Origin of the sequence: Nonomuraea antri (genome assembly GCF_013283785.1) — a bacterium.
GTDB classification, from domain to species: domain Bacteria; phylum Actinomycetota; class Actinomycetes; order Streptosporangiales; family Streptosporangiaceae; genus Nonomuraea; species Nonomuraea antri.
In genome coordinates this window covers 50,039-67,904 of record NZ_JABCPZ010000019.1, presented here as the reverse complement: position 1 = coordinate 67,904, position 17,866 = coordinate 50,039, and the positions used below count along the sequence as shown (strand labels likewise).

General features: G+C 70.8%; 18 protein-coding genes and 1 pseudogene. 3 read left to right on the top strand and 16 right to left on the bottom strand.

Going from position 1 to position 17,866, the window contains the following annotated elements; genetic code table 11:
• Nucleotides 1–13 precede the first annotated feature (13 nt).
• Together rpmI and infC are read right to left on the bottom strand one after the other, a co-directional pair.
• Entirely contained in the window at nucleotides 14–208 is a 195-nt protein-coding gene (gene rpmI, locus HII36_RS09490) for a 50S ribosomal protein L35 (RefSeq protein WP_173522715.1), read from the bottom strand.
• A 204-nt stretch (nucleotides 209–412) separates the two neighbouring features.
• Nucleotides 413–1,000, bottom strand: a complete 588-nt coding sequence (gene infC, locus HII36_RS09485) for a translation initiation factor IF-3 (protein WP_328807662.1) — start codon at nucleotides 998–1,000, stop codon at nucleotides 413–415.
• A 293-nt stretch (nucleotides 1,001–1,293) separates the two neighbouring features.
• Between infC and HII36_RS56445 the strand changes: the two are divergent.
• Both HII36_RS56445 and HII36_RS58595 read left to right on the top strand, forming a co-directional pair.
• Nucleotides 1,294–1,431, top strand: a pseudogene (locus tag HII36_RS56445) (hypothetical protein); the annotation flags it as partial.
• Nucleotide 1,432: 1 nt separating this feature from the next.
• A complete protein-coding gene (locus HII36_RS58595) occupies nucleotides 1,433–1,669 on the top strand; it encodes a PIN domain-containing protein (protein ID WP_173522714.1) in 237 nt (78 codons plus the stop codon).
• Nucleotides 1,670–1,695: 26 nt separating this feature from the next.
• Here HII36_RS58595 and HII36_RS09470 read toward each other — a convergent pair whose 3' ends face one another.
• The 11 genes from HII36_RS09470 to HII36_RS09420 form a co-directional block, all read right to left on the bottom strand.
• The gene (locus HII36_RS09470; RefSeq protein WP_173522713.1) at nucleotides 1,696–2,607 is read right to left on the bottom strand and encodes a shikimate dehydrogenase family protein; all 912 of its coding nucleotides are present in this window, start codon (nucleotides 2,605–2,607) and stop codon (nucleotides 1,696–1,698) included.
• Between the two features lie 128 nt (nucleotides 2,608–2,735).
• Entirely contained in the window at nucleotides 2,736–3,875 is a 1,140-nt protein-coding gene (mltG, locus tag HII36_RS09465; RefSeq protein WP_173522712.1) for an endolytic transglycosylase MltG, read from the bottom strand.
• Nucleotides 3,876–4,107: 232 nt separating this feature from the next.
• On the bottom strand, nucleotides 4,108–5,430 hold the full coding sequence (gene mltG, locus HII36_RS09460; protein WP_173522711.1) for an endolytic transglycosylase MltG: 1,323 nt from the start codon (nucleotides 5,428–5,430) through the stop codon (nucleotides 4,108–4,110).
• Between the two features lie 76 nt (nucleotides 5,431–5,506).
• Complete coding sequence (gene ruvX, locus HII36_RS09455) at nucleotides 5,507–5,989, bottom strand: Holliday junction resolvase RuvX (RefSeq protein WP_173522710.1); 483 nt, start codon at nucleotides 5,987–5,989, stop codon at nucleotides 5,507–5,509.
• Nucleotides 5,990–6,002: 13 nt separating this feature from the next.
• Nucleotides 6,003–8,681: an alanine--tRNA ligase gene (alaS, locus tag HII36_RS09450; protein WP_173522709.1), complete on the bottom strand. Its 2,679-nt coding sequence runs from the start codon at nucleotides 8,679–8,681 to the stop codon at nucleotides 6,003–6,005.
• Between the two features lie 17 nt (nucleotides 8,682–8,698).
• Nucleotides 8,699–8,929, bottom strand: coding sequence for a hypothetical protein (locus HII36_RS09445; RefSeq protein ID WP_173522708.1), 231 nt, complete (start codon nucleotides 8,927–8,929; stop codon nucleotides 8,699–8,701).
• Nucleotides 8,926–9,309, bottom strand: coding sequence for a DUF948 domain-containing protein (locus HII36_RS09440; RefSeq protein WP_173522707.1), 384 nt, complete (start codon nucleotides 9,307–9,309; stop codon nucleotides 8,926–8,928). The genes HII36_RS09445 and HII36_RS09440 overlap by 4 nt, the downstream gene beginning before the upstream one ends.
• An 85-nt stretch (nucleotides 9,310–9,394) precedes the next feature.
• On the bottom strand, nucleotides 9,395–10,249 hold the full coding sequence (locus HII36_RS09435) for an oxygenase MpaB family protein (protein WP_236003343.1): 855 nt from the start codon (nucleotides 10,247–10,249) through the stop codon (nucleotides 9,395–9,397).
• Between the two features lie 41 nt (nucleotides 10,250–10,290).
• Nucleotides 10,291–11,076, bottom strand: a complete 786-nt coding sequence (locus tag HII36_RS09430) for a cyclase family protein (RefSeq protein WP_173522705.1) — start codon at nucleotides 11,074–11,076, stop codon at nucleotides 10,291–10,293.
• A complete protein-coding gene (locus HII36_RS09425; protein WP_236003342.1) occupies nucleotides 11,073–12,317 on the bottom strand; it encodes a replication-associated recombination protein A in 1,245 nt (414 codons plus the stop codon). Before HII36_RS09425 ends, HII36_RS09430 begins: the two co-directional genes overlap by 4 nt.
• A gap of 69 nt (nucleotides 12,318–12,386) precedes the next feature.
• Nucleotides 12,387–12,869: a DUF2231 domain-containing protein gene (locus HII36_RS09420; protein ID WP_173522703.1), complete on the bottom strand. Its 483-nt coding sequence runs from the start codon at nucleotides 12,867–12,869 to the stop codon at nucleotides 12,387–12,389.
• 165 nt (nucleotides 12,870–13,034) lie between these two features.
• On the opposite strand from HII36_RS09420, the gene HII36_RS09415 reads away from it, so the two are divergent.
• Nucleotides 13,035–13,928 (top strand): peptidylprolyl isomerase, encoded by an 894-nt coding sequence (locus tag HII36_RS09415; RefSeq protein WP_173522702.1) that lies wholly within the window; start codon nucleotides 13,035–13,037, stop codon nucleotides 13,926–13,928.
• Nucleotides 13,929–14,144: 216 nt separating this feature from the next.
• Here HII36_RS09415 and aspS read toward each other — a convergent pair whose 3' ends face one another.
• From aspS to HII36_RS09400, 3 genes are read right to left on the bottom strand one after another with little or no spacing between them, the layout of a single operon-like run.
• Nucleotides 14,145–15,881 (bottom strand): aspartate--tRNA ligase, encoded by a 1,737-nt coding sequence (gene aspS, locus HII36_RS09410; RefSeq protein WP_173522701.1) that lies wholly within the window; start codon nucleotides 15,879–15,881, stop codon nucleotides 14,145–14,147.
• Complete coding sequence (gene hisS, locus HII36_RS09405; RefSeq protein WP_173522700.1) at nucleotides 15,878–17,137, bottom strand: histidine--tRNA ligase; 1,260 nt, start codon at nucleotides 17,135–17,137, stop codon at nucleotides 15,878–15,880. Before hisS ends, aspS begins: the two co-directional genes overlap by 4 nt.
• A complete protein-coding gene (locus tag HII36_RS09400; protein WP_173522699.1) occupies nucleotides 17,137–17,817 on the bottom strand; it encodes an MBL fold metallo-hydrolase in 681 nt (226 codons plus the stop codon). The genes hisS and HII36_RS09400 overlap by 1 nt, the downstream gene beginning before the upstream one ends.
• Nucleotides 17,818–17,866: the final 49 nt, after the last annotated feature.

The following is a 17,866-nucleotide window of genomic DNA, read 5'->3' as shown; positions in this document are numbered from 1 at the left end:
CCGGGGGTTCGCGCTACTTGGCGAGCAGCTTCTTGATCTTCTTGGTGTCAGCCGGCGAAACGACGACTTCGTTCTTGAGACGGCGCGTCAGCGTGGACGACTTCCACTCGTTGTAGTGCGCGCGGCTGGCACGGCGGCGCTTGACCTTGCCGGTGCCGGTAAGCCGGAACCGCTTCTTCGCACCGCTGTGCGTCTTCATCTTCGGCATCTCGCCGTCTCTCCTCAATCTGTCGTTTCACGGGTCGGAGCCCGCCTCGCCGTGCACCCCGGCTTCCTGTCCCGGAAGCCCGGATTGTCCGGTTTGGCTACCTTCCCGCGCCGGTGGCCGGGCCGGTGCTGGCCGACCCGGTCGCGGCATCCTGGTCTGCTGGTGGCTGTCGGGGTGCGATGTAAGGCTAACCCCAACCGCGGGTCACGCTTCCGGTGCGGAAGGCTCCTCCTGCGCGGAAGGCTCCTCGCTGCCACGTTGCGCCTTGGCTGCGGCCTTTTCGGCCTTGGCCTCGGCCTTCTTCTTGTGCGGACCGATCACCATGATCATGTTACGGCCGTCCTGCTTGGGCTGGGATTCGACGAACCCGAGCTCCTGGACGTCCTCCGCCAGCCGCTGCAGCAGCCGGAAGCCGAGCTCCGGCCGGGACTGCTCACGTCCGCGGAACATGATCGTGACTTTGACCTTGTCCCCCGCCTTGAGGAACCGCACCACGTGACCCTTCTTGGTCTCGTAGTCGTGCGGGTCGATCTTCGGCCGGAGCTTGATCTCCTTGATGATCGTGTGCGCCTGATTCTTGCGCGCTTCGCGCGCCTTCATCGCGGACTCGTACTTGAACTTGCCGTAGTCCATGAGCTTGCACACGGGCGGTCGAGCCGTGGCCGCGACCTCGACGAGGTCGAGGTCGGCCTCCTGGGCGAGCTTCAGCGCGTCGTGAATGCTGACGATGCCGACCTGCTCGCCGTTCGGGCCCACGAGGCGAACCTCGGGAACTCGGATACGCTCGTTGATGCGGGGCTCAGTGCTGATGGGGCCTCCTAGGTTCGCGATCCCTACGTGCTCGTCGTGCCGGGAGCTTCACGTTAGACGCGAAAAGCCCCGCACGTCGCGCATGCGGGGCCACTGAGCTCTTCGGCTGTCGTGGCCTTCAAGCTCCCCGGAGTAGTCCGGCGTGATCCTGGACCCGGCCGCCTTTCGGCGACTACAGGTGGGAGGAGACCTCCGCTTGCGCGTCCAGCAAGGCGTGCCGGACCGATCAGAGAGCTACGCTACCACAACACCGCGCACGCTCCGAATCATCCCACGTGGCGCCGGTTCCGCGCGATACCGGCGGCGACCTGGCAGTTGCAGGACGCCAAGCAACATTTGAGCGAAGTGGTGCGAAGGCTCACGACGAAGGACCCCAGATCGTCACCAGGCACGGTAAAGAGGTGGCCGTGATCCTTGACATGGAGGAATACCGCCGGCTCAAGGGCGCGGAACCGGACTTCAAAGAGTTCCTGCTCGGAATCCTGGCTGGAACGTCTGCACCAGGAATTCAGGACCCGCGTCCTGCCCGTCACCGATGCCGTCGCCGAGGAATGGGGGCACATGCCCGCCACACGGCCCCTGCCCATCGTCGACGGCCTCAGCGCGGCCACCGCCCGTGCGCACGACTGGATCCTGGTGCGTCTCGCTTGACGCCGCCCGGACTCGCACTCAACCCCTCAGAGCCCGGCCCGTCTGGCGATCTCGGCCTCGCCGGCCGCGCGCATCACCGCCACCGGCACGTCCGTGCGGCCGGTCATCAGCTCCACCTGACGTACCGCCTGGTGGAGCAGCATCGCGTAGCCCGCCACCACCGTGCCGCCCGCCGCCTGAACCGCCGCGGCCGCCCTGGTCGGCCAGGGCGCGTAGACCACGTCGAACAGCGCGGGCACCCCCGCCAGCCTGGACGCGAACGCGTCGGCCGCCCCACCCGGCAGCGTGGACACCACCAGGTCCACCCCGACGGCCGCGTCGAGCTTGTCGAACGTCTCCACCGCCAGCGTGACGCCCAGCCGGTCGGCCACCTCGGCCGTCTCCCCCGCCCTGGACGGATCGCGCACCACCAGCGTCGCCTCGTGCAGGCCCAGGTTGCGCAGCGCGGCCAGCGCGGAGGCCGCCGTGGCGCCGCCGCCGAGCACCGTGGCCGAGCCGGGCGCCGGCACCCCCGCCTCGGCCAGCGCCTGCTCGATGCCGTGAACGTCGGTGTTGTCGCCGTGGCGGGCGCCGTCGCGGAACACCACCGTGTTCGCGCCGCCCACCTCGACGGCCAGGTCGGAGACCGTGTCGAGGAGCGGCAGGACGGCGCGCTTGAGCGGCATCGTCAGCGACAGCCCGGCCCAGACCGCCGGCTCGTCACCGTACGCCGCGCCGCTCTCCGGCCCGTCGCCGTGCGCCTTCCGGCTCTCCGGCCCGTCGCCGCGGGCCTGGCCTCGGGTGGGCGTGAGTTCGGCGAGCAGGCCGGGCAGGCGTGCCTCGTCGCACTCGAACGCCTCATAGCTCCAGCCGTCGAGCCCCATGGCCCGGTAGGCGGCCCGGTGCAGGTAGGGCGAGAGCGAATGTCCGATGGGCGAGCCCAGTACCGCGGCGCGCATCCACGCCCCTTTCCACCCGGAGAGGTCGCGACCTCACGACCTTGCGATCTTTCGACCCGACGACCTTACCGCCGGGCGGCCCTGAGGCGGGCCGCCCGGCGGCGGGTGGTCCCCGTCGGAGTCGCGGGTCAGCCGCCGTTGGCGCGGTACTCGTCCAGCAGTTTCTGGAACTCGGCGTCGGTGGTGGCGAACTTGGTGACGTTGCTCTTCGGGTCGGTGGCCACGAAGAACAGCCAGTCGCCCTTGGCCGGGTGCAGCGCCGCCTTCAGCGCGTGGTCGCCGGGGTTGGAGATCGGGCCCGGCGGCAGGCCGTAGTACATGTAGGTGTTGTACTTGGACTTGCTCTGCAACTGGGCGAACGTCGCCGCCGTGCCCTTCTCGCCCAGCCCGTAGAAGACCGTGCTGTCCATCTTGAGCTTCATCTCCGGCTGGTGGGCGAGCCGGTTGTAGATGACGCGGGCGATCTTGGGCATGTCCTCCGGCCGGCCGGCCTCCGCCTGCACGATGCTGGCGATCGTGACGATCTCGTACGGCGTGCGCCGCAACGCCTTGGCGCCGCTCACCAGGTCGAGCTCCTCGGCCGTCTCGTCGAACCTGCCGACCATCTTGGCCAGCAGCTGGGCCGGGGTGGTGTTGGGCTGGAACTCGTACGTGGCGGGGAAGGCGAAGCCCTCCAGCCGGCCCTTGGCGTACGAGGGCAGCCCGAGCTCGTCGGCGTCCTTGGCCGCGGCGAGGAGTTCCTTGGCCGGCATGCCGGTGTCCTTGGCGAGCTTGGGTATCACGTCGGACAGGCGCCAGCCCTCGGGGATCGTGGTGCGGTCGAGCACCCGGTTGCCCGGGTCGAGCAGCGAGACGGCCTCGGCCGCCGCCATCTTCTTGCGCAGCCGGTACTGGCCGGGCTGCAGCGATCCGCTCTTGCGCGCGTTGTCGATGGCGTTGGTGAAGGCTCTGGCGCTGGCGACGACCCCCAGCCGCTCCAGCTCCTGCGCGACCTCCGTGGCGCTCTGGCCGTCCTTGATCTCCACGAGCACCACGCCCTCGCCCCGGCCGGTGAAGTCGTCGGGGGTGAGGGTGTCGTTGATCCACATGTACCCGTAATATCCACCGCCGCCGATGATGCCCGCCAGGACGATGAAGGCCAGCAGCGGGGCGATGAAACGGCCCCGGCTGCGCCTCTTGCGCTTGCGCCGGCTGCGACCCCGGGCGCGGCGGGTACGTCCTTCGTCGTCCTCCGCGCCGAGCAGGGAGTTCAAATCGAGATCGTTCATAGATGCGCTGGCCAATCTCCCGGCTCGACCGGCCCGGCGTCAAGGGGAAGGGCGGGGCGGACCGGAGTCACCGAGGGGAACTGGGGGACCCGCTGGCCATACTGCCACGACCAGGGGAGATCACTCTGGGTAGCCATGCTAGATGACGGAAAGAGGGCGCATGCCCCACTTCGGGGGTTTCGCGCTGGGATCATCGTGATTCCGTCGGGGACGGGGGTGGTCCCTGCGAGCATCAGTTCATCCCGAGGTTGCGGTTCAACTCTTCCCGGTATCTCACGAACTCGCTCTCTTTGTTGGTGAATTTGGTGATTCTATGCGCCGGATCCGTCGTCACAAACCAGTGCCAATCGCCCTTCGCCGGATGCAAAGCCGCTAGCAGCGCCTTCTCTCCGGGATTGCCGATGGGCCCGGGCGGCAGTCCCTTGTGCTGGTAGGTGTTGTAGGGAGAGTCGACCTTGGTGTCGCTCTCCGTGACCACCTTCTTCAGCTCGCGGCGGCCCTGGGCGTACAGGACGGTGCTGTCGATCTGCAGCGGCATGCCCTTGGCCAGCCGGTTGTAGATGACCCGGGCGATCTTCGGGTAGTCGGCGTCGACCCCGCCCTCGGCCTGCACCAGGCTGGCCACGGTGACGGCCTCCAGCGGGCTCAGGTGCACCCGGGCCGCCTCCTGCTCCAGACGCACCGCCTTCGCGGCGGCGTGGAAGCGCGCGACCATCATGGCCACCGCGTCGGCGGCACCGGCTCCGGGCTCGATCTCGTACGTGGCGGGGAACAGGAACCCCTCCAGGCCCGGCGCGTACTGCGGCAGCCCGACCCGGGCCTTGTCGACCGCCTGCAGCTGCTTCAGCGGCAGGCCGGCCTGCTGGGCGATGCGTTGCAGCACCTCGCCCGCGCGCAGCCCCTCGGGCACGCTCACCCGCCGCACCACCTTCGAGGCGGGGGCGAGCAGCAGTTCGAGCGCGGCGGCCGCGGCCATGCCCTTGCGCAGCCGGTAGTGCCCGGGGCGCAGCCGGTCGGCGACCGCGCGCTGCTCGGTGGCGTTGACGAACGAGCGCGCGCTGGCCACCACCCCGGCCTCGGCCAGCGCGGTGCCGATCTGCTCGGCGCTGGAACCGGGCGAGATGCGTACCGTCACGGCGCCGGTGCCGGCGCCGTCGAAGTCCGCCGGGCTGACGTACGGCCTGAGCACCACGAACGCGCCGACGCCCAGGGCCACCAGCGACGCGGCGGCGCCCAGGGTGAGCAGCCCGGCCTTGCGGAAGGCCCGCTCGCGCCGGGCGGGCAGCGGAACGGCATCCGCCTCATCAGCGTCCGGGGGACGCTGGTCACCGGAGGCACCGGCTCCCGGCAGCGGCTCCTGGGCCGCCTTGGGAGCCCGGGAAGCCCGCCCACCGGGCTCGGCGGCCGCTTCCGACCGCCCGGAGTCCCGCCCGGCGGCCGCTTCGGACCGCCCGGTGTCCGGCTCGGCGGCCGGTTCCGGCGAGTCGGGTTCCGGGTCGGACGGGAACGGGATGAGCTCGTCGTTCTCGTCGCCAGGTGGTGGTGTGCCGCTCATGCGACCACCCCGCGGGACACGCGGGCGCGAGCGCATGAGGAGAGTGAACGACCGTGCGGGGGGTTGGACCGCCCGGTCATGACGCAGGTCCGTCGGCCGCCGCGGACGGCGGTTCGACGGGCCTGCCTGGTGGTCTCTCCGTGGCGCGCTCGGAGTCGAGCGCGTCCTGCAGCAACACGACGGCCGCCGCCTGGTCGACGACGCCCCGCTGCTTCTTGGCGCGTACGCCGCTGGCCCGCAGCCCGTGCTGGGCCGCCACGGTGGTCAGCCGCTCGTCGAACAGCCGCACCGGCGTCGGCGCGAGCCGCCTGGCCAGCTGCACCGCGAACGCGCGGGCCAGCTCGGCGGCCTGCCCCTCGCGGCCGGACAGCGACCTGGGCAGGCCGACCACGACCTCGATCGCCTCGTGCTCGGCGACGATGGCCGCGATGCGGTCGAGGTCGCCCTTGCCGCGCCGGACCGTCTCGACCGGCGTGGCCAGCATCCCCGAGGGGTCGCTGCGGGCCACGCCGATCCTGACGGAGCCGACGTCCACGCCGATGCGTGCGCCGAATCTCATGATCTCCGCCGAACTACCCGGCGACCTGATCAGAGACGGCCTGCTCGACCAGACGGAGCGCGTCGTCGATCGCCTCCGGTCGCGTGCCGCCACCCTGCGCGACATCGTCCTTGCCGCCACCGCCACCCCCAAGAGCCTTGGCGGCGACGCCGACCAGCCTTCCGGCCTTGAGCCCCCGCTCGCGCCCCGCCTCGTTCACCGCGGCGACCACCACGGGCCGGTCGGAGGGGGTACCGGCGATCATCACGACCGCCGGCCGGTCGGCCGGGAATCTGCCACGCACGTCAAGCGCGAGCTTACGCAGATCGTCCGCGCCGGTTCCATCAGGCGCGCGGTGTGTCACCACAGAGACTCCGTGCAGGTCAGACGCCTGGGCGGCGAGCTCGCCGGCCACCTGGAGCACCTGGGCGGAGCGCAGCTTCTCCAGGTCCTTCTCGGCGGTGCGCAGCCGGGTGACGATGCCCTCGATGCGCTCGGGCAGCTCTTCGCGCCGCGCCTTGAGCTGCTCGGTGAGCTGGGCCACCAGCAGGCTCTCGCGGGCCAGGAAGCGGAAGGCGTCGATGCCGACCAGCGCCTCGACGCGGCGCACGCCCGCGCCGACCGACTGCTCGCCGAGCACCTTGACCAGGCCGAGCTGGCCGGAGCTGTGCACGTGGGTGCCGCCGCACAGCTCGCGCGAGTAGTCGCCGATCTCGACCACGCGGACCTCGTCGCCGTACTTCTCGCCGAACATGGCCAGCGCGCCCATCGCCCGGGCCTCGGCCTGGGAGGTGTAGAAGGCGTTGACCTTGAGATCGTTGATGAGGACGGCGTTGACCTCGTCTTCCACGTCGCGCAGCACGCTGGGCGGCACCGCGCCGGCCGAGGTGAAGTCGAAGCGGAAGCGGCCGGGCGAGTTCTCCGAACCGGCCTGGCCGGCGCTCTCGCCGAGCGCGTTCTTGAAGCCGCGGTGCACCAGGTGGGTGGCGCTGTGGCTGCGCGAGATCGCGCGGCGGCGCTCGACGTCGATCTCCGCCTGCGCCTCGTCGCCGACCCGCAACTCGCCGCTGCGCACCTTGCCGCGGTGCACGATGAGGCCCTTGAGCGGTGACTGCACGTCGAGCACCTCGACCTCGGCGCCGCCGCTGGTGCGGATGACGCCCTGGTCGGCGAGCTGGCCGCCGCCCTCGGCGTAGAACGGGGTGCGGCCGAGCACGACCTCCACGGTGGAGCCGGCGCCCGCGGCGGGCACGCTGAGCCCGTCGACCAGGATGCCGACGACGCCGGTCTCGGTCTCGGTCTCGTCGTAGCCGAGGAATTCGATCTTGCCGGCCTTCTCCAGCAGCTGCCCGAAGACGGAGATGTCGGCGTTGCCGGTCTTCTTCGCCGCGGCGTCGGCCTTGGCCGTCTCGCGCTGCTGCTTCATCAGCCGACGGAAGCCCTCTTCGTCGACCTTGAGCCCGTGCTCGGCGGCCATCTCCAGCGTGAGGTCGATCGGGAAGCCGTAGGTGTCGTGCAGCTTGAACGCCTGGTCGCCGGGGATCACCGCGCTCGACTTGCGCTTGGTCTCCTCGACGGCCACGTCGAAGATCGCCGTGCCGGTGCGCAGCGTACTGAGGAAGGAGGCCTCCTCGGCGTCGATGACGCTGTGGATCTGCGGCGCGTCGGCCTTGAGCTCGGGGTACTGCTCGCCCATCACGTTGATCGCGACGTCGGTGAGCTCGTGCATGTAGCGCTCTTCGCCCGAGCCGAGCAGGCGCAGGTTGCGGATGGAGCGGCGCAGGATGCGGCGCAGCACGTAGCCGCGGCCCTCGTTGCCCGGGATGACGCCGTCGTTGACCAGCATGGTGCCGGTGCGGACGTGGTCGGCGATCACCCGCAGGCTCACGTCGGCGCGCTCGTCGCGGCCGTAGCGGGTCTTGGTGAGCTCGGCCGCCTTGTCGAGGATCTTGTAGGTGGTGTCGATCTCGTAGATGTTGTCGACGCCCTGCAGGATCGCCGCCATGCGCTCCAGGCCCATGCCGGTGTCGATGTTCTTGCTCGGCAACTCGCCGGACAGGTCGAAGTCGACCTTGGTGCGGACCTGGCTGAGCTGGTACTGCATGAAGACGAGGTTCCACACCTCGAGGTAGCGGTTCTCGTCGGCCTCGGGCCCGCCCTCACGGCCGTATTCGGGGCCGCGGTCGTAGTAGATCTCCGAGCAGGGGCCGCCGGGGCCGGGCACGCCCATGTGCCAGTAGTTGTCGGCCAGGCCGCGCCGCTGGATGCGGCTCATCGGCACGCCGACCTTGTTGTGCCAGATGTCGAGCGCCTCGTCGTCGTCGAGGTAGACGGTGGCCCACAGCCGCTCTTCCGGGAAGCCGAAGCCGCCCTCGGACTCGGGCTTGGTGAGCAGATCCCAGGCGAACGGGATCACCTCGGCCTTGAAGTAGTCGCCGAAGGAGAAGTTGCCGAGCATCTGGAAGAACGTGGCGTGCCTGGTGGTCTTGCCGACTTCGTCGATGTCGGGGGTGCGCACGCACTTCTGCGCGGTAGCCAGCCGTGACGCCGGAGGCGTGCGCTGCCCCAGGAAGTACGGCTTGAACGGCACCATACCCGCGTTGACCAGGAGAAGCGTTGGGTCCTCAGCGATCAGGCTGGCCGAGGGCACGACCTTGTGCCCACGCTCCTCGAAGAAGCGCAGGAAGCGGCGGGCGATCTCTGCCGACTCCATGGTGGCCATCCTTTTCGTTAGTTGTTGTCTTCAGCGTTGTCGAGCCCGAAGCGGGCCCGCAACCGGGTTTCGCGCTCGGCGGCCTCGCCGAGCGCGTCGGAGGTAAAGTCTCTCACCTGCCGGAGCATCCCCGCCGCGCCGCCCGCGGCCCGCCGGGCCACGTGCTGCGGATGCAGGGCCTGCAGCCTGCGCATCACCCACAGGGTGAGCAGCGCGCCGAGCGACAGGTAGAACAGCCGCCTGATCATCGCGCCCGCCTCGGCCTGCCGGTCCTGCCGGTCCTGCGGGCCTCGAGCGCGCGGCGCACGCCGTAGCCGAGCGCCGACACCTTGATCAGCGGGCCGGTGAAGATCGTCTGGGTGACGCCGCTCAGCTTGGCCGCGTGGCCGCTGACCTGCTTGACGTCCTTGGCGATCGCCTCGACGACGACCAGTTGCCTGTTGGCCTCGTTGACCGTGACGCTCACGTCGTCGAGCAGCGGGACCAGCCGGTTGTTCAGGTCGGAGACCGCCTTGGTGGTCTCGGTGAGCAGCCGGGCGAGCTTGACGAGCACCATGGCGAGAACGCAGACCAGGACTATCCAGCCCGTGGCGGCGATCAGCCCGGCGACCTCTCCAGCGGTAAGCATCCGCTCATCTCCCTCGTACGCTGGGCCGGAACGGCATGAACCCTATCGCGTTCGAGGCCAAGGTTACTGGTGACGCCGACCTTGATCAGGCCGCCACGTCGGCTCCGGACATATCCGTGACTTTGCGCATGAGCCCGCGTGCCGCCGTGATCTCGGGCGCGACCAGGCGTTCCGGCATGGCCATGGCGGTCACGCGCAGGGCCTTGAGCGCGGTGTGCGCGGCGTACTCGGCGGCCGTCCCGCCGGGGCAGCCGTACATCAGCCTGGCCCACGGCGGCAGGGTGGCGAAGGCGAGCGCCCCGGCGGCGGGCAGCGAGCCGACGGCCAGCGGCGGCGCGAGCAGCGCGAGCCGCAGCGAGAAACGGGGGCTGACGCTGCGGCGCAGCGCGTCGCGGGCCTCGTCGGTGACCGACAGCAGCGGCCGCATGCCGTCGAGGTAGTCGGCCAGCTCGGCGCGGGTGCCCGGCGCGTCGCGCAGGCCGACCAGTTCGGCGCTGCGGCGTTGCTCGGCCACGTAGGCGTCGGCGTCGCCGGCGCTGAGCCGCACGCCCGAGCGCAGCGCGAGCTCCAGGCGCGAGGACGTCTCCGCGCAGTGCGCCCAGCGCAGGTTGTCCTGGTCGTCGACGCGGAACAGGGTGCCGGTGTCCGGGTCGAGCCCGATGAGCCTGGCGTGCGTCTCCCGCACCCGCCGCGCCGCGCGTTCGGCCTGCTCGCGGGTGCCGAACGTGCGTACCGCCACGAAGTCGAGCTGCCCGCGCAGCCGGTTCAGCGCCGCTTCCGGGTCGTCGAGCAGGCAGTTCTGCGCGATGCCCCGGATGGTGCGCGGATGCAGCGCCTGCAGCAGGGACGCGCGCAGCATCGCGGGCCAGCCGAAGGTCTCGGTGTGGATGCGCCATGTGACCGATCGCGGGCCGAACAGTCCTCCGCCCGCGCTCACCATCGCCCTCACATGATGGTGATGCCCGCGAAATCGACCTTTAGTTACGGAATCCGGGCGTAGGCCCGGACGGGGACCTGGGCCGGCCCGGGGTTCCTGGGCGGCACGGCGGTGAACGTGGCGCCGGTGGGCGGCACCAGGTCGAGCCCGGTCAGCCCTTCGACGACCGGGACCCCGGCGGCCAGCAGGATCTCCCCCGGCTCCGGGTCGCCGTCGCCGACGCGGTCGGCGTCGGTGCCGACCAGCGCGACGCCCTGCCCGGCCAGCCACTTCGCGCCGGCGGCGGTGAGCGGGTGCCCGGCGCGTGCCCCGGTGTGCAGCAGCACGGCCCGACCGCGGACGTCGAAGGCCGCCAGCGCGCCCACGTCGACATGGGGGCTCTCGGCGCCCGCCACCCGCACCACCACGGCGGGCAGGTCGGCCACGCGCGCCAGCGGCAGCTCGGCCGGGCCGCCGCCGGTATCGGTGCGGGGCGGCGTGAAGCGGGCGCCCTCTGCGCCGCCCAGCTCGACCGGCTCGCCCGCCGCGCCGGAGTCGGCTTCCCGCCGGTCGGACGGCCCGCCGCGGGTGCCCTTGTGCGGCTCGGCGAAGACGCGCACGTTCGCCAGCTCGACGCCGTCGGTCATGAGCAGCCCGAGCGAGGCCACGAACAGCGCCGCGATCTCGGCCTCGCCGGTGTCGGGCCCGGGCAGGTCGACCCGGAAGCCGTGCACGGTGAGGTCGCCGCCGTTGCCGAAGGTGATCGCGGCGTCGAACGAGGCCCGGTACTGAGTGGGAGCTCCCGCAGGCGTCGCGGGAAAGCGGGAACCCCCCGCGGGCGTCGCGGTCACGAGGAGCCTCTCAGGAAGTCGCGGATCTTGGCCCAGCGCTCGGCCACCGGCCCCTCGGCGCCGTGCTTGGTCGGCTCGTAGTAGCGCCGGTCGCGGACCTGCTCGGGCGCGTAGTCCTGGCGGACCAGGCCGTGGTCGAAGTCGTGCGGGTACTTGTAGCCGTCGCCGTGGCCCAGCTTGGCCGCGCCCGGGTAGTGGGCGTCGCGCAGGTGGCCGGGCACCTGGCCGATGAGGCCGCGCCGCACGTCGCCGGCCGCCGCGCCGATGGCCTTGACGACCGCGTTGGACTTGGGCGCCAGCGCGCAGTGGATCACCGCGTGCGCCAGGTTGATCTGCCCCTCGGGCAGCCCGATGAGCTGCACCGCCTGGGCCACGGCCACGGCGGTCTGCAGGCAGGTGGGGTCGGCCAGGCCGACGTCTTCGGAGGCGAAGATGACGATGCGGCGCGCGATGAAGCGCGGGTCCTCCCCCGCCTCGATCATCCGGGCCAGGTAGTGCAGCGCGGCGTCGGCGTCGGAGCCGCGCATCGACTTGATGAACGCGCTGATCACGTCGTAGTGCTGGTCGCCCTGCCGGTCGTAGCGCACCGCCGCCTTGTCGACGGCCTTCTCCACCACCTCGACCGTGATGTCGTCGGCCAGCAGGGCCGCCGCCTCCAGGTACGTCAGCGATCGCCGGGCGTCGCCGCCGGCCAGGCGCACCAGGTGGTCGAGCGCCTCTGGGGCCAGCGTGGCCCGGCCGCCCAGGCCGCGCTCGTCGGCCACGGCCCTGGTGAGCACGCCCCGGATGTCGTCGTCGGACAGGGACTCCAGCGTGAGCAGCAGCGAGCGCGACAGCAGCGGCGAGATGACGGAGAAGAACGGGTTCTCGGTGGTGGCGCCGATGAAGGTGACCCAGCGGTTCTCCACGGCGGGCAGCAGGGCGTCCTGCTGGGCCTTGTTGAAGCGGTGCACCTCGTCGACGAACAGCACGGTCTGGCGGCCTGTCATGCCCAGCTCGCGCCTGGCGTTGTCGATGGCGGCCCGCACGTCCTTGACCCCGGCAGACACCGCGGAGATCTCCACGAAACGCCGCTTGGTGACGTTGGAGACGACGTAGGCCAGCGTGGTCTTGCCGGTGCCCGGCGGCCCCCACAGGAACAGCGACATGGGCGCCTCGCTCTCGACCAGGCGCCGCAGCGGCGTGCCCGAGCCGAGCAGGTGCCGCTGGCCGATCACCTCGTCGAGCGTGCGCGGGCGCATGCGCACCGCCAGGGGCTGCGGCGTGGCCTCCTCAGCCGCCGAATCGAACAGGCTATCCACAACGCGAGATTACAGGCTCCAGACCGCTCTGGCTCCCGAGTCACCGGCGCGGAAGACGAAGTAGCCGGCCACCGCGGCCAGGACCAGGGTCAGCCCGGACAGCGCCAGCGTCACCGGGCGGCCGAAGCGGTGGTCGCCGGTCGCACCGCGGCCCGGGCGGGTGGCGTACACCAGCAGCAGGGCGGCCGCGGCCAGCCCGAGCACCGACAGCAGCAGCGGGTTGGCGAAGCTCTGGTGGGTGGCGATGCGCGCGCCGAGCGCGCCGTCGGCGTCGGCGAAGCGGGCCGCCTTCAGGCTCTCGCCGCTCTGCTTGGCCGCGAAGACCGCGCCCGGCGTCGCCAGGGCGAGCAGGACCACCGCCCAGCCCAGGTACGGACGCCACCGGGGCACCAGCGCGTACGCCGCGCAGACAGCGGCGAGCAGCGGAGTGAGGACGACCGCGAAGTGGATGATCAGCGGGTGAGCCGGCAGGTCCAGTATTTGATCGAACATGGGCACTCCTAGTTCTCATTTCAACTACGGATCCCAGCACGATAAGGTTCGTGACCCCGTGTACCGCAGGGGTCAATTTCGCCACTTACGTACACCACATTCTGGGGCCGGTAGCATGCGCGGAGTTGTTTGGTCATGTGTCGGCAAAGTTGAAGGAGAACATCGGTGAGCGGCGACGACCGCCAGAGCGAGCTGGCGCGGGAGCACAAGGAGCGGCAGGCCAAGCGCGCGGCCGAGCAGGGCGCCAAGACGCGGCGCAACACCTTCATCGGCGCGGGCGTGGCCGTCGTCGTGGTGGCGGGCGGGGTGTTCGCCGCGACCACGCTGATGGGCAAGGACAGTCCTGATGCCGCGGCCGCGATGAACACGCCGAAGCCGTCCGCCTCGACGTCGACCTCGCCCCCGCCGACGGAGCTTCCCAGCACACCGCCCAAGAACCCGGCCAAGGTCTCCTGCACGTACAAGCGGGACGACTCGGTGCCCAACAAGTTCGTCGGCCTGCCGGGCAAGAAGCCCAACCTCAAGCTCAAGACGATGACCGTGACCACCAACCACGGTGACATCGTCATCGACGTCGACCCGAACGCCACCCCGTGCTCGGTCAACTCGATGAGCTTCCTGGCCCAGAAGGGCTTCTACGAGAACACCAAGTGCCACCGCCTGGTGACGCCGGAGACGGCCGGCCTGTTCCTGCTGCAGTGCGGCGACCCCCTGGCCAAGGCCGACGGCGAGAACCCCACGGACGGCTTGGGCACGGCCGGCTACACGTTCCTCGACGAGGCGGTCGGCGTGGTCCCCTACACCCGGGGTGTGGTGTTCCTGACCCAGCCCGACGACGCCGAGGGGCAGAACAGCAGCCAGTTCGCCATCTCGCTGTCGGACGAGAACGGCCAGCTCGAACCGCAGTACTCGGTGCTCGGCATGGTGCGCTCCGGTCTGGAGATCATCGAGAAGGTCGCCAAGGAGGGTGTCCTCGTCAACAAGGAGGACATCGTGGGTGACGGCGGCTCCACCGCGCCCAAGGTCCCGATCGTCATCGAGAAGGTAACGGTCAAGTAGCGCCGCCGCGGGGACATCCCGCCACGCGGCATGACGACGGCAGGGCTCCCGGTGCGGGGGCCCTGCCGTCGTCATGTCCGGACCGCGCAGCCGCGGAGAGGCCCGCCTGTGAGCTGAACCCCCCATGTACGCCGCTCAGAGACGCCGTGCCGGGCTCCGCCCCCGGGAACGCGGAAGGCCCCGCACCCGGTGGGTGCGGGGCCGTCCTGTGGCCGCTCAGGCCTCGGTCTTGGGCTGGGCGTCGACCCCGGCCTCCTTGCGCTGGTCGGCCGTGATGGGCGTGGGCGCGCCGGTGAGCGGGTCGAAGCCGGAGGCGGTCTTCGGGAAGGCGATCACGTCGCGGATCGAGTCGCCGTCGGACAGCAGCATGCAGATCCGGTCCCAGCCGTAGGCGATGCCGCCGTGCGGCGGCGGGCCGTACTTGAACGCCTCCAGCAGGAAGCCGAACTTGCTCTCCGCCTCCTCCTTGGAGATGCCCAGCACGTCGAAGACGCGCTGCTGCATCTCGGCCCGGTGGATACGGATCGAGCCGCCGCCGATCTCCATGCCGTTGCAGACCATGTCGTAGGCGTAGGCCAGGGCCTCGCCCGGGTGGTCCTGGAAGTTGTCGGCCCACTCCGGCTTGGGGCCGGTGAACGGGTGGTGCACGGCCGTCCAGCCGCCTTCGCCGTCCTCTTCGAACATGGGGGCGTCGACCACCCACAGGAACGACCACTGCGACTCGTCGATCAGGCCGCAGCGGCGGCCGATCTCCAGGCGGGCCGCGCCGAGCAGGTCGCGCGAGGCGCTCCTGGCGCCGGCCGCGAAGAAGATCGCGTCGCCGGGGTTCGCGCCGACCTTGGCGGCGAGCCCGGCGGCCTCCTCCTCCGACAGGTTCTTGGCGACCGGGCCGCCGAGCGTGCCGTCTTCCTGGACGAGCACGTAGGCCAGGCCCTTGGCGCCGCGCGAGCGGGCCCACTCCTGCCAGCCGTCGAGCTCCTTGCGGGTCTGCGACGCGCCGCCGGGCATCACCACGGCGCCGACGTAGTCGGCCTGGAAGACCCGGAAGGAGGTGTTGGCGAAGTAGCCGGTCATCTCCACGAGCTCCTGGCCGAAGCGCAGGTCGGGCTTGTCGGAGCCGTAGCGGGCCATCGCGTCGGCGTAGGTCATGCGCGGCAGCGGCATGGGGATCTCGTAGCCGAGGATCTCCTTCCACAGCCGGCCGATCAGCTGCTCGCCGACCGCGATGACGTCCTCCTGGTCGACGAACGACATCTCGACGTCGATCTGGGTGAACTCCGGCTGCCTGTCGGCCCGCAGGTCCTCGTCGCGGTAGCACTTGGCCAGCTGGTAGTAGCGCTCCAGCCCGGCCACCTGCAGGAGCTGCTTGAACAGCTGCGGCGACTGCGGCAGGGCGTACCAGTTGCCCGGCTGCAGGCGCACCGGCACCAGGAAGTCGCGCGCGCCCTCGGGCGTGGAGCGGGTCAGCGTCGGGGTCTCGACGTAGACGAAGCCCAGCTCGTGCATGACCTCGTTGGCCAGGTAGGTGGCCTTCGAGCGGGTGCGCATCGCGGCGGCCACCTGCTGGCGGCGGATGTCGAGGTAGCGGTACTTGAGCCTGGCCTCCTCGGAGACGCCCACGTTGCCCTCGATCGGGAACGGCAGCGGGGCCGACTCGCTGAGCACCTCGACCCGCTCGGCCACGACCTCGATCTGGCCGGTCGGCAGCTCGGGGTTCTCGTTGCCCTCGGGACGCACCCGCACCTGGCCGACGACCAGCACGCAGTACTCGGCGCGCAGGTCGTGGGCGTGGTCCTCCTCGCGGAAGACCACCTGCGCCGAGCCGGAGGCGTCACGCAGGTCGATGAAGACCACGCCGCCGTGGTCGCGGCGGCGGGCCACCCATCCCGCGAGCGTCACTTCCTGCCCGGCGTGCTCCTTGCGGAGCGAGCCCGCCGTATGCGTGCGGATCACTGCACTTTCCCCTTCAAGACGTCGACGACCTGGGCCAGCGGCACCTCGGTCTGCTCAGCGGTGGTCAGGTCTTTCACTTGCACGGCCTGCGCCGCGAGGTCACGCTCGCCCAGGATCAGCGCGAACCTGGCACCTGAGCGGTCGGCGCCCTTCATCGCGCCCTTGAGCCCCTTGCCGCCGAAGGCCAGGTCGGCGCTGATGCCCGCCCGGCGCAGCTCGGTGATGAGCAGGAACATCCGGCGGCGGGCGTCGTCACCCAGCGGGACACCGTACACCTGGACGCGGCTCTGTGCGCTGTCGTCGAGCAGCCCCTCGGCCTCCATGGCCAGGAACGTGCGGTCGGCGCCGAGCGCCCAGCCCACGCTGGGCAGCGCCGGGCCGCCGAGCAGCTCGCTGAGCCCGTCGTAGCGGCCGCCGCCGCCGATGGCCGACTGCGAGCCGAGCCCGTCGTGCACGAACTCGAACGTGGTGCGGGTGTAGTAGTCGAGCCCGCGCACCAGCTTCGGGTCGTCCTCGAAGGCCACGCCGGAGGCGGTGAGCAGGGCTCTGACCTCCTCGTGGTAGGCCCGGCACGCGGCGCAAAGGTGGTCGGTCATCAGCGGCGCGCTCTTGAGCTGGACCTGCACCTCGGGCCGCTTGTCGTCGAGCACGCGCAACGGATTGATCTCAATGCGGGCGCGGGTGTCGGCGTCGAGGTCGAGCCCGCGCAGGAACTCCTGCAGCGCGGCACGGTAGACCGGCCGGCAGGTGCTGTCGCCGAGCGAGTTGATCAGCAGCCGGTGCCGGGTCAGCCCGAGCGCGGCGAAGCCCTGCGCGGCGAGCACGATCAGCTCGGCGTCGAGCGCCGGGTCCTCGGCGCCCAGCGCCTCGGCCCCGACCTGCCAGAAGTGCCGGTAACGGCCCTTCTGCACGTTCTCGTAACGGAACTGGCTGCCGGAGTACCACAGCTTCACCGGAAGCTGCCCGTTGTGCAGGTTGTGCTGGAGCACGGCCCGGACCACGGACGCCGTGCCCTCAGGACGCAGCGTCAGCGACCTGCCCGCCTTGTCGGGGAAGGTGTACATCTCCTTGGAGACGACGTCTGTGGACTCGCCGACACCCCGCTTGAACAGCTCGGTCGCCTCGAAGATCGGGGTCTCGACGTAGCCGTAGCCGGCCAGCCGCGCGGGGGCGACCAGCGCGTCTCTGACGGCCAGGGCCCGCTCGGAGCGAGGCGGCAGCCAGTCGAAGGTGCCCTTCGGTGCTTGGAAACTCATTAGATCCCTCGTGTGGGACCGGCCTGCGGCGTCGCTTCCTTCAAGTACGGGTTGACAGCGCGCTCGCGGCCGATCGTGGTCTGTGGTCCGTGGCCCGGCAGGACGACCGTATCGTCAGGCAGCGGCAGAACCTTGTCGGCGAGGCTGCGCAGGATGGTCGGATAGTCGCCGCCGGGAAGGTCGGAGCGGCCGATGGAGTCACGGAACAGCAGGTCGCCGGCGAACATGATCTTCTCGTCGGGCAGCCTGAAGCTCACGGACCCCCTGGTATGGCCGGGGGTGTGATCGACCACGAGCTCGAGACCGGCGAGCTCCAGCACGGCGCCGTCGGACAGCTCGCGCACGTCGTCGGGTTCGCTCAGCGTGATGCCGCCGAACAGCTGCGCGCTGGTGGGCGACCAGCCGGCCCCCGGGTCGCTCAGCAGGTGGCGGTCTTCCGGGTGGATCCACGCGGGGACGTCACGCGCGCCGCAGACGGGGGCCACCGACCAGACGTGATCGAGGTGGCCGTGGGTGAGCAGCACCGCCACCGGCTTGAGCCGGTGTTCGCGCAGCAGCTCCTCGACGCCGTCGACGGCGTCCTGACCTGGGTCGACGATCACACACTCCGCGCCGGGCGCGGTCGCGACGGCGTAACAATTCGTCTGGAAGGCCCCTGCGGGGAAGCCGGCGATGAGCATCTGCCTCAGGTGATCTCGTCGAAAATCCAATGGGAATGTAACTGAAGGG

Bases quoted from the DNA above. Each gene is read 5' to 3' on its own strand.
- rpmI (WP_173522715.1), bottom strand. From the start codon at position 208: ATGCCGAAGATGAAGACGCACAGCGGTGCGAAGAAGCGGTTCCGGCTT.
- HII36_RS09470 (WP_173522713.1), bottom strand. From the start codon at position 2,607: ATGCGCGCCGCGGTACTGGGCTCGCCCATCGGACATTCGCTCTCGCCC.
- mltG (WP_173522712.1), bottom strand. From the start codon at position 3,875: ATGAACGATCTCGATTTGAACTCCCTGCTCGGCGCGGAGGACGACGAA.
- mltG (WP_173522711.1), bottom strand. From the start codon at position 5,430: ATGAGCGGCACACCACCACCTGGCGACGAGAACGACGAGCTCATCCCG.
- ruvX (WP_173522710.1), bottom strand. From the start codon at position 5,989: ATGAGATTCGGCGCACGCATCGGCGTGGACGTCGGCTCCGTCAGGATC.
- alaS (WP_173522709.1), bottom strand. From the start codon at position 8,681: ATGGAGTCGGCAGAGATCGCCCGCCGCTTCCTGCGCTTCTTCGAGGAG.
- HII36_RS09445 (WP_173522708.1), bottom strand. From the start codon at position 8,929: ATGATCAGGCGGCTGTTCTACCTGTCGCTCGGCGCGCTGCTCACCCTG.
- HII36_RS09440 (WP_173522707.1), bottom strand. From the start codon at position 9,309: ATGCTTACCGCTGGAGAGGTCGCCGGGCTGATCGCCGCCACGGGCTGG.
- HII36_RS09435 (WP_236003343.1), bottom strand. From the start codon at position 10,249: ATGGTGAGCGCGGGCGGAGGACTGTTCGGCCCGCGATCGGTCACATGG.
- HII36_RS09425 (WP_236003342.1), bottom strand. From the start codon at position 12,317: ATGCGCCCGCGCACGCTCGACGAGGTGATCGGCCAGCGGCACCTGCTC.
- HII36_RS09420 (WP_173522703.1), bottom strand. From the start codon at position 12,869: ATGTTCGATCAAATACTGGACCTGCCGGCTCACCCGCTGATCATCCAC.
- hisS (WP_173522700.1), bottom strand. From the start codon at position 17,137: ATGAGTTTCCAAGCACCGAAGGGCACCTTCGACTGGCTGCCGCCTCGC.
- HII36_RS09400 (WP_173522699.1), bottom strand. From the start codon at position 17,817: ATGCTCATCGCCGGCTTCCCCGCAGGGGCCTTCCAGACGAATTGTTAC.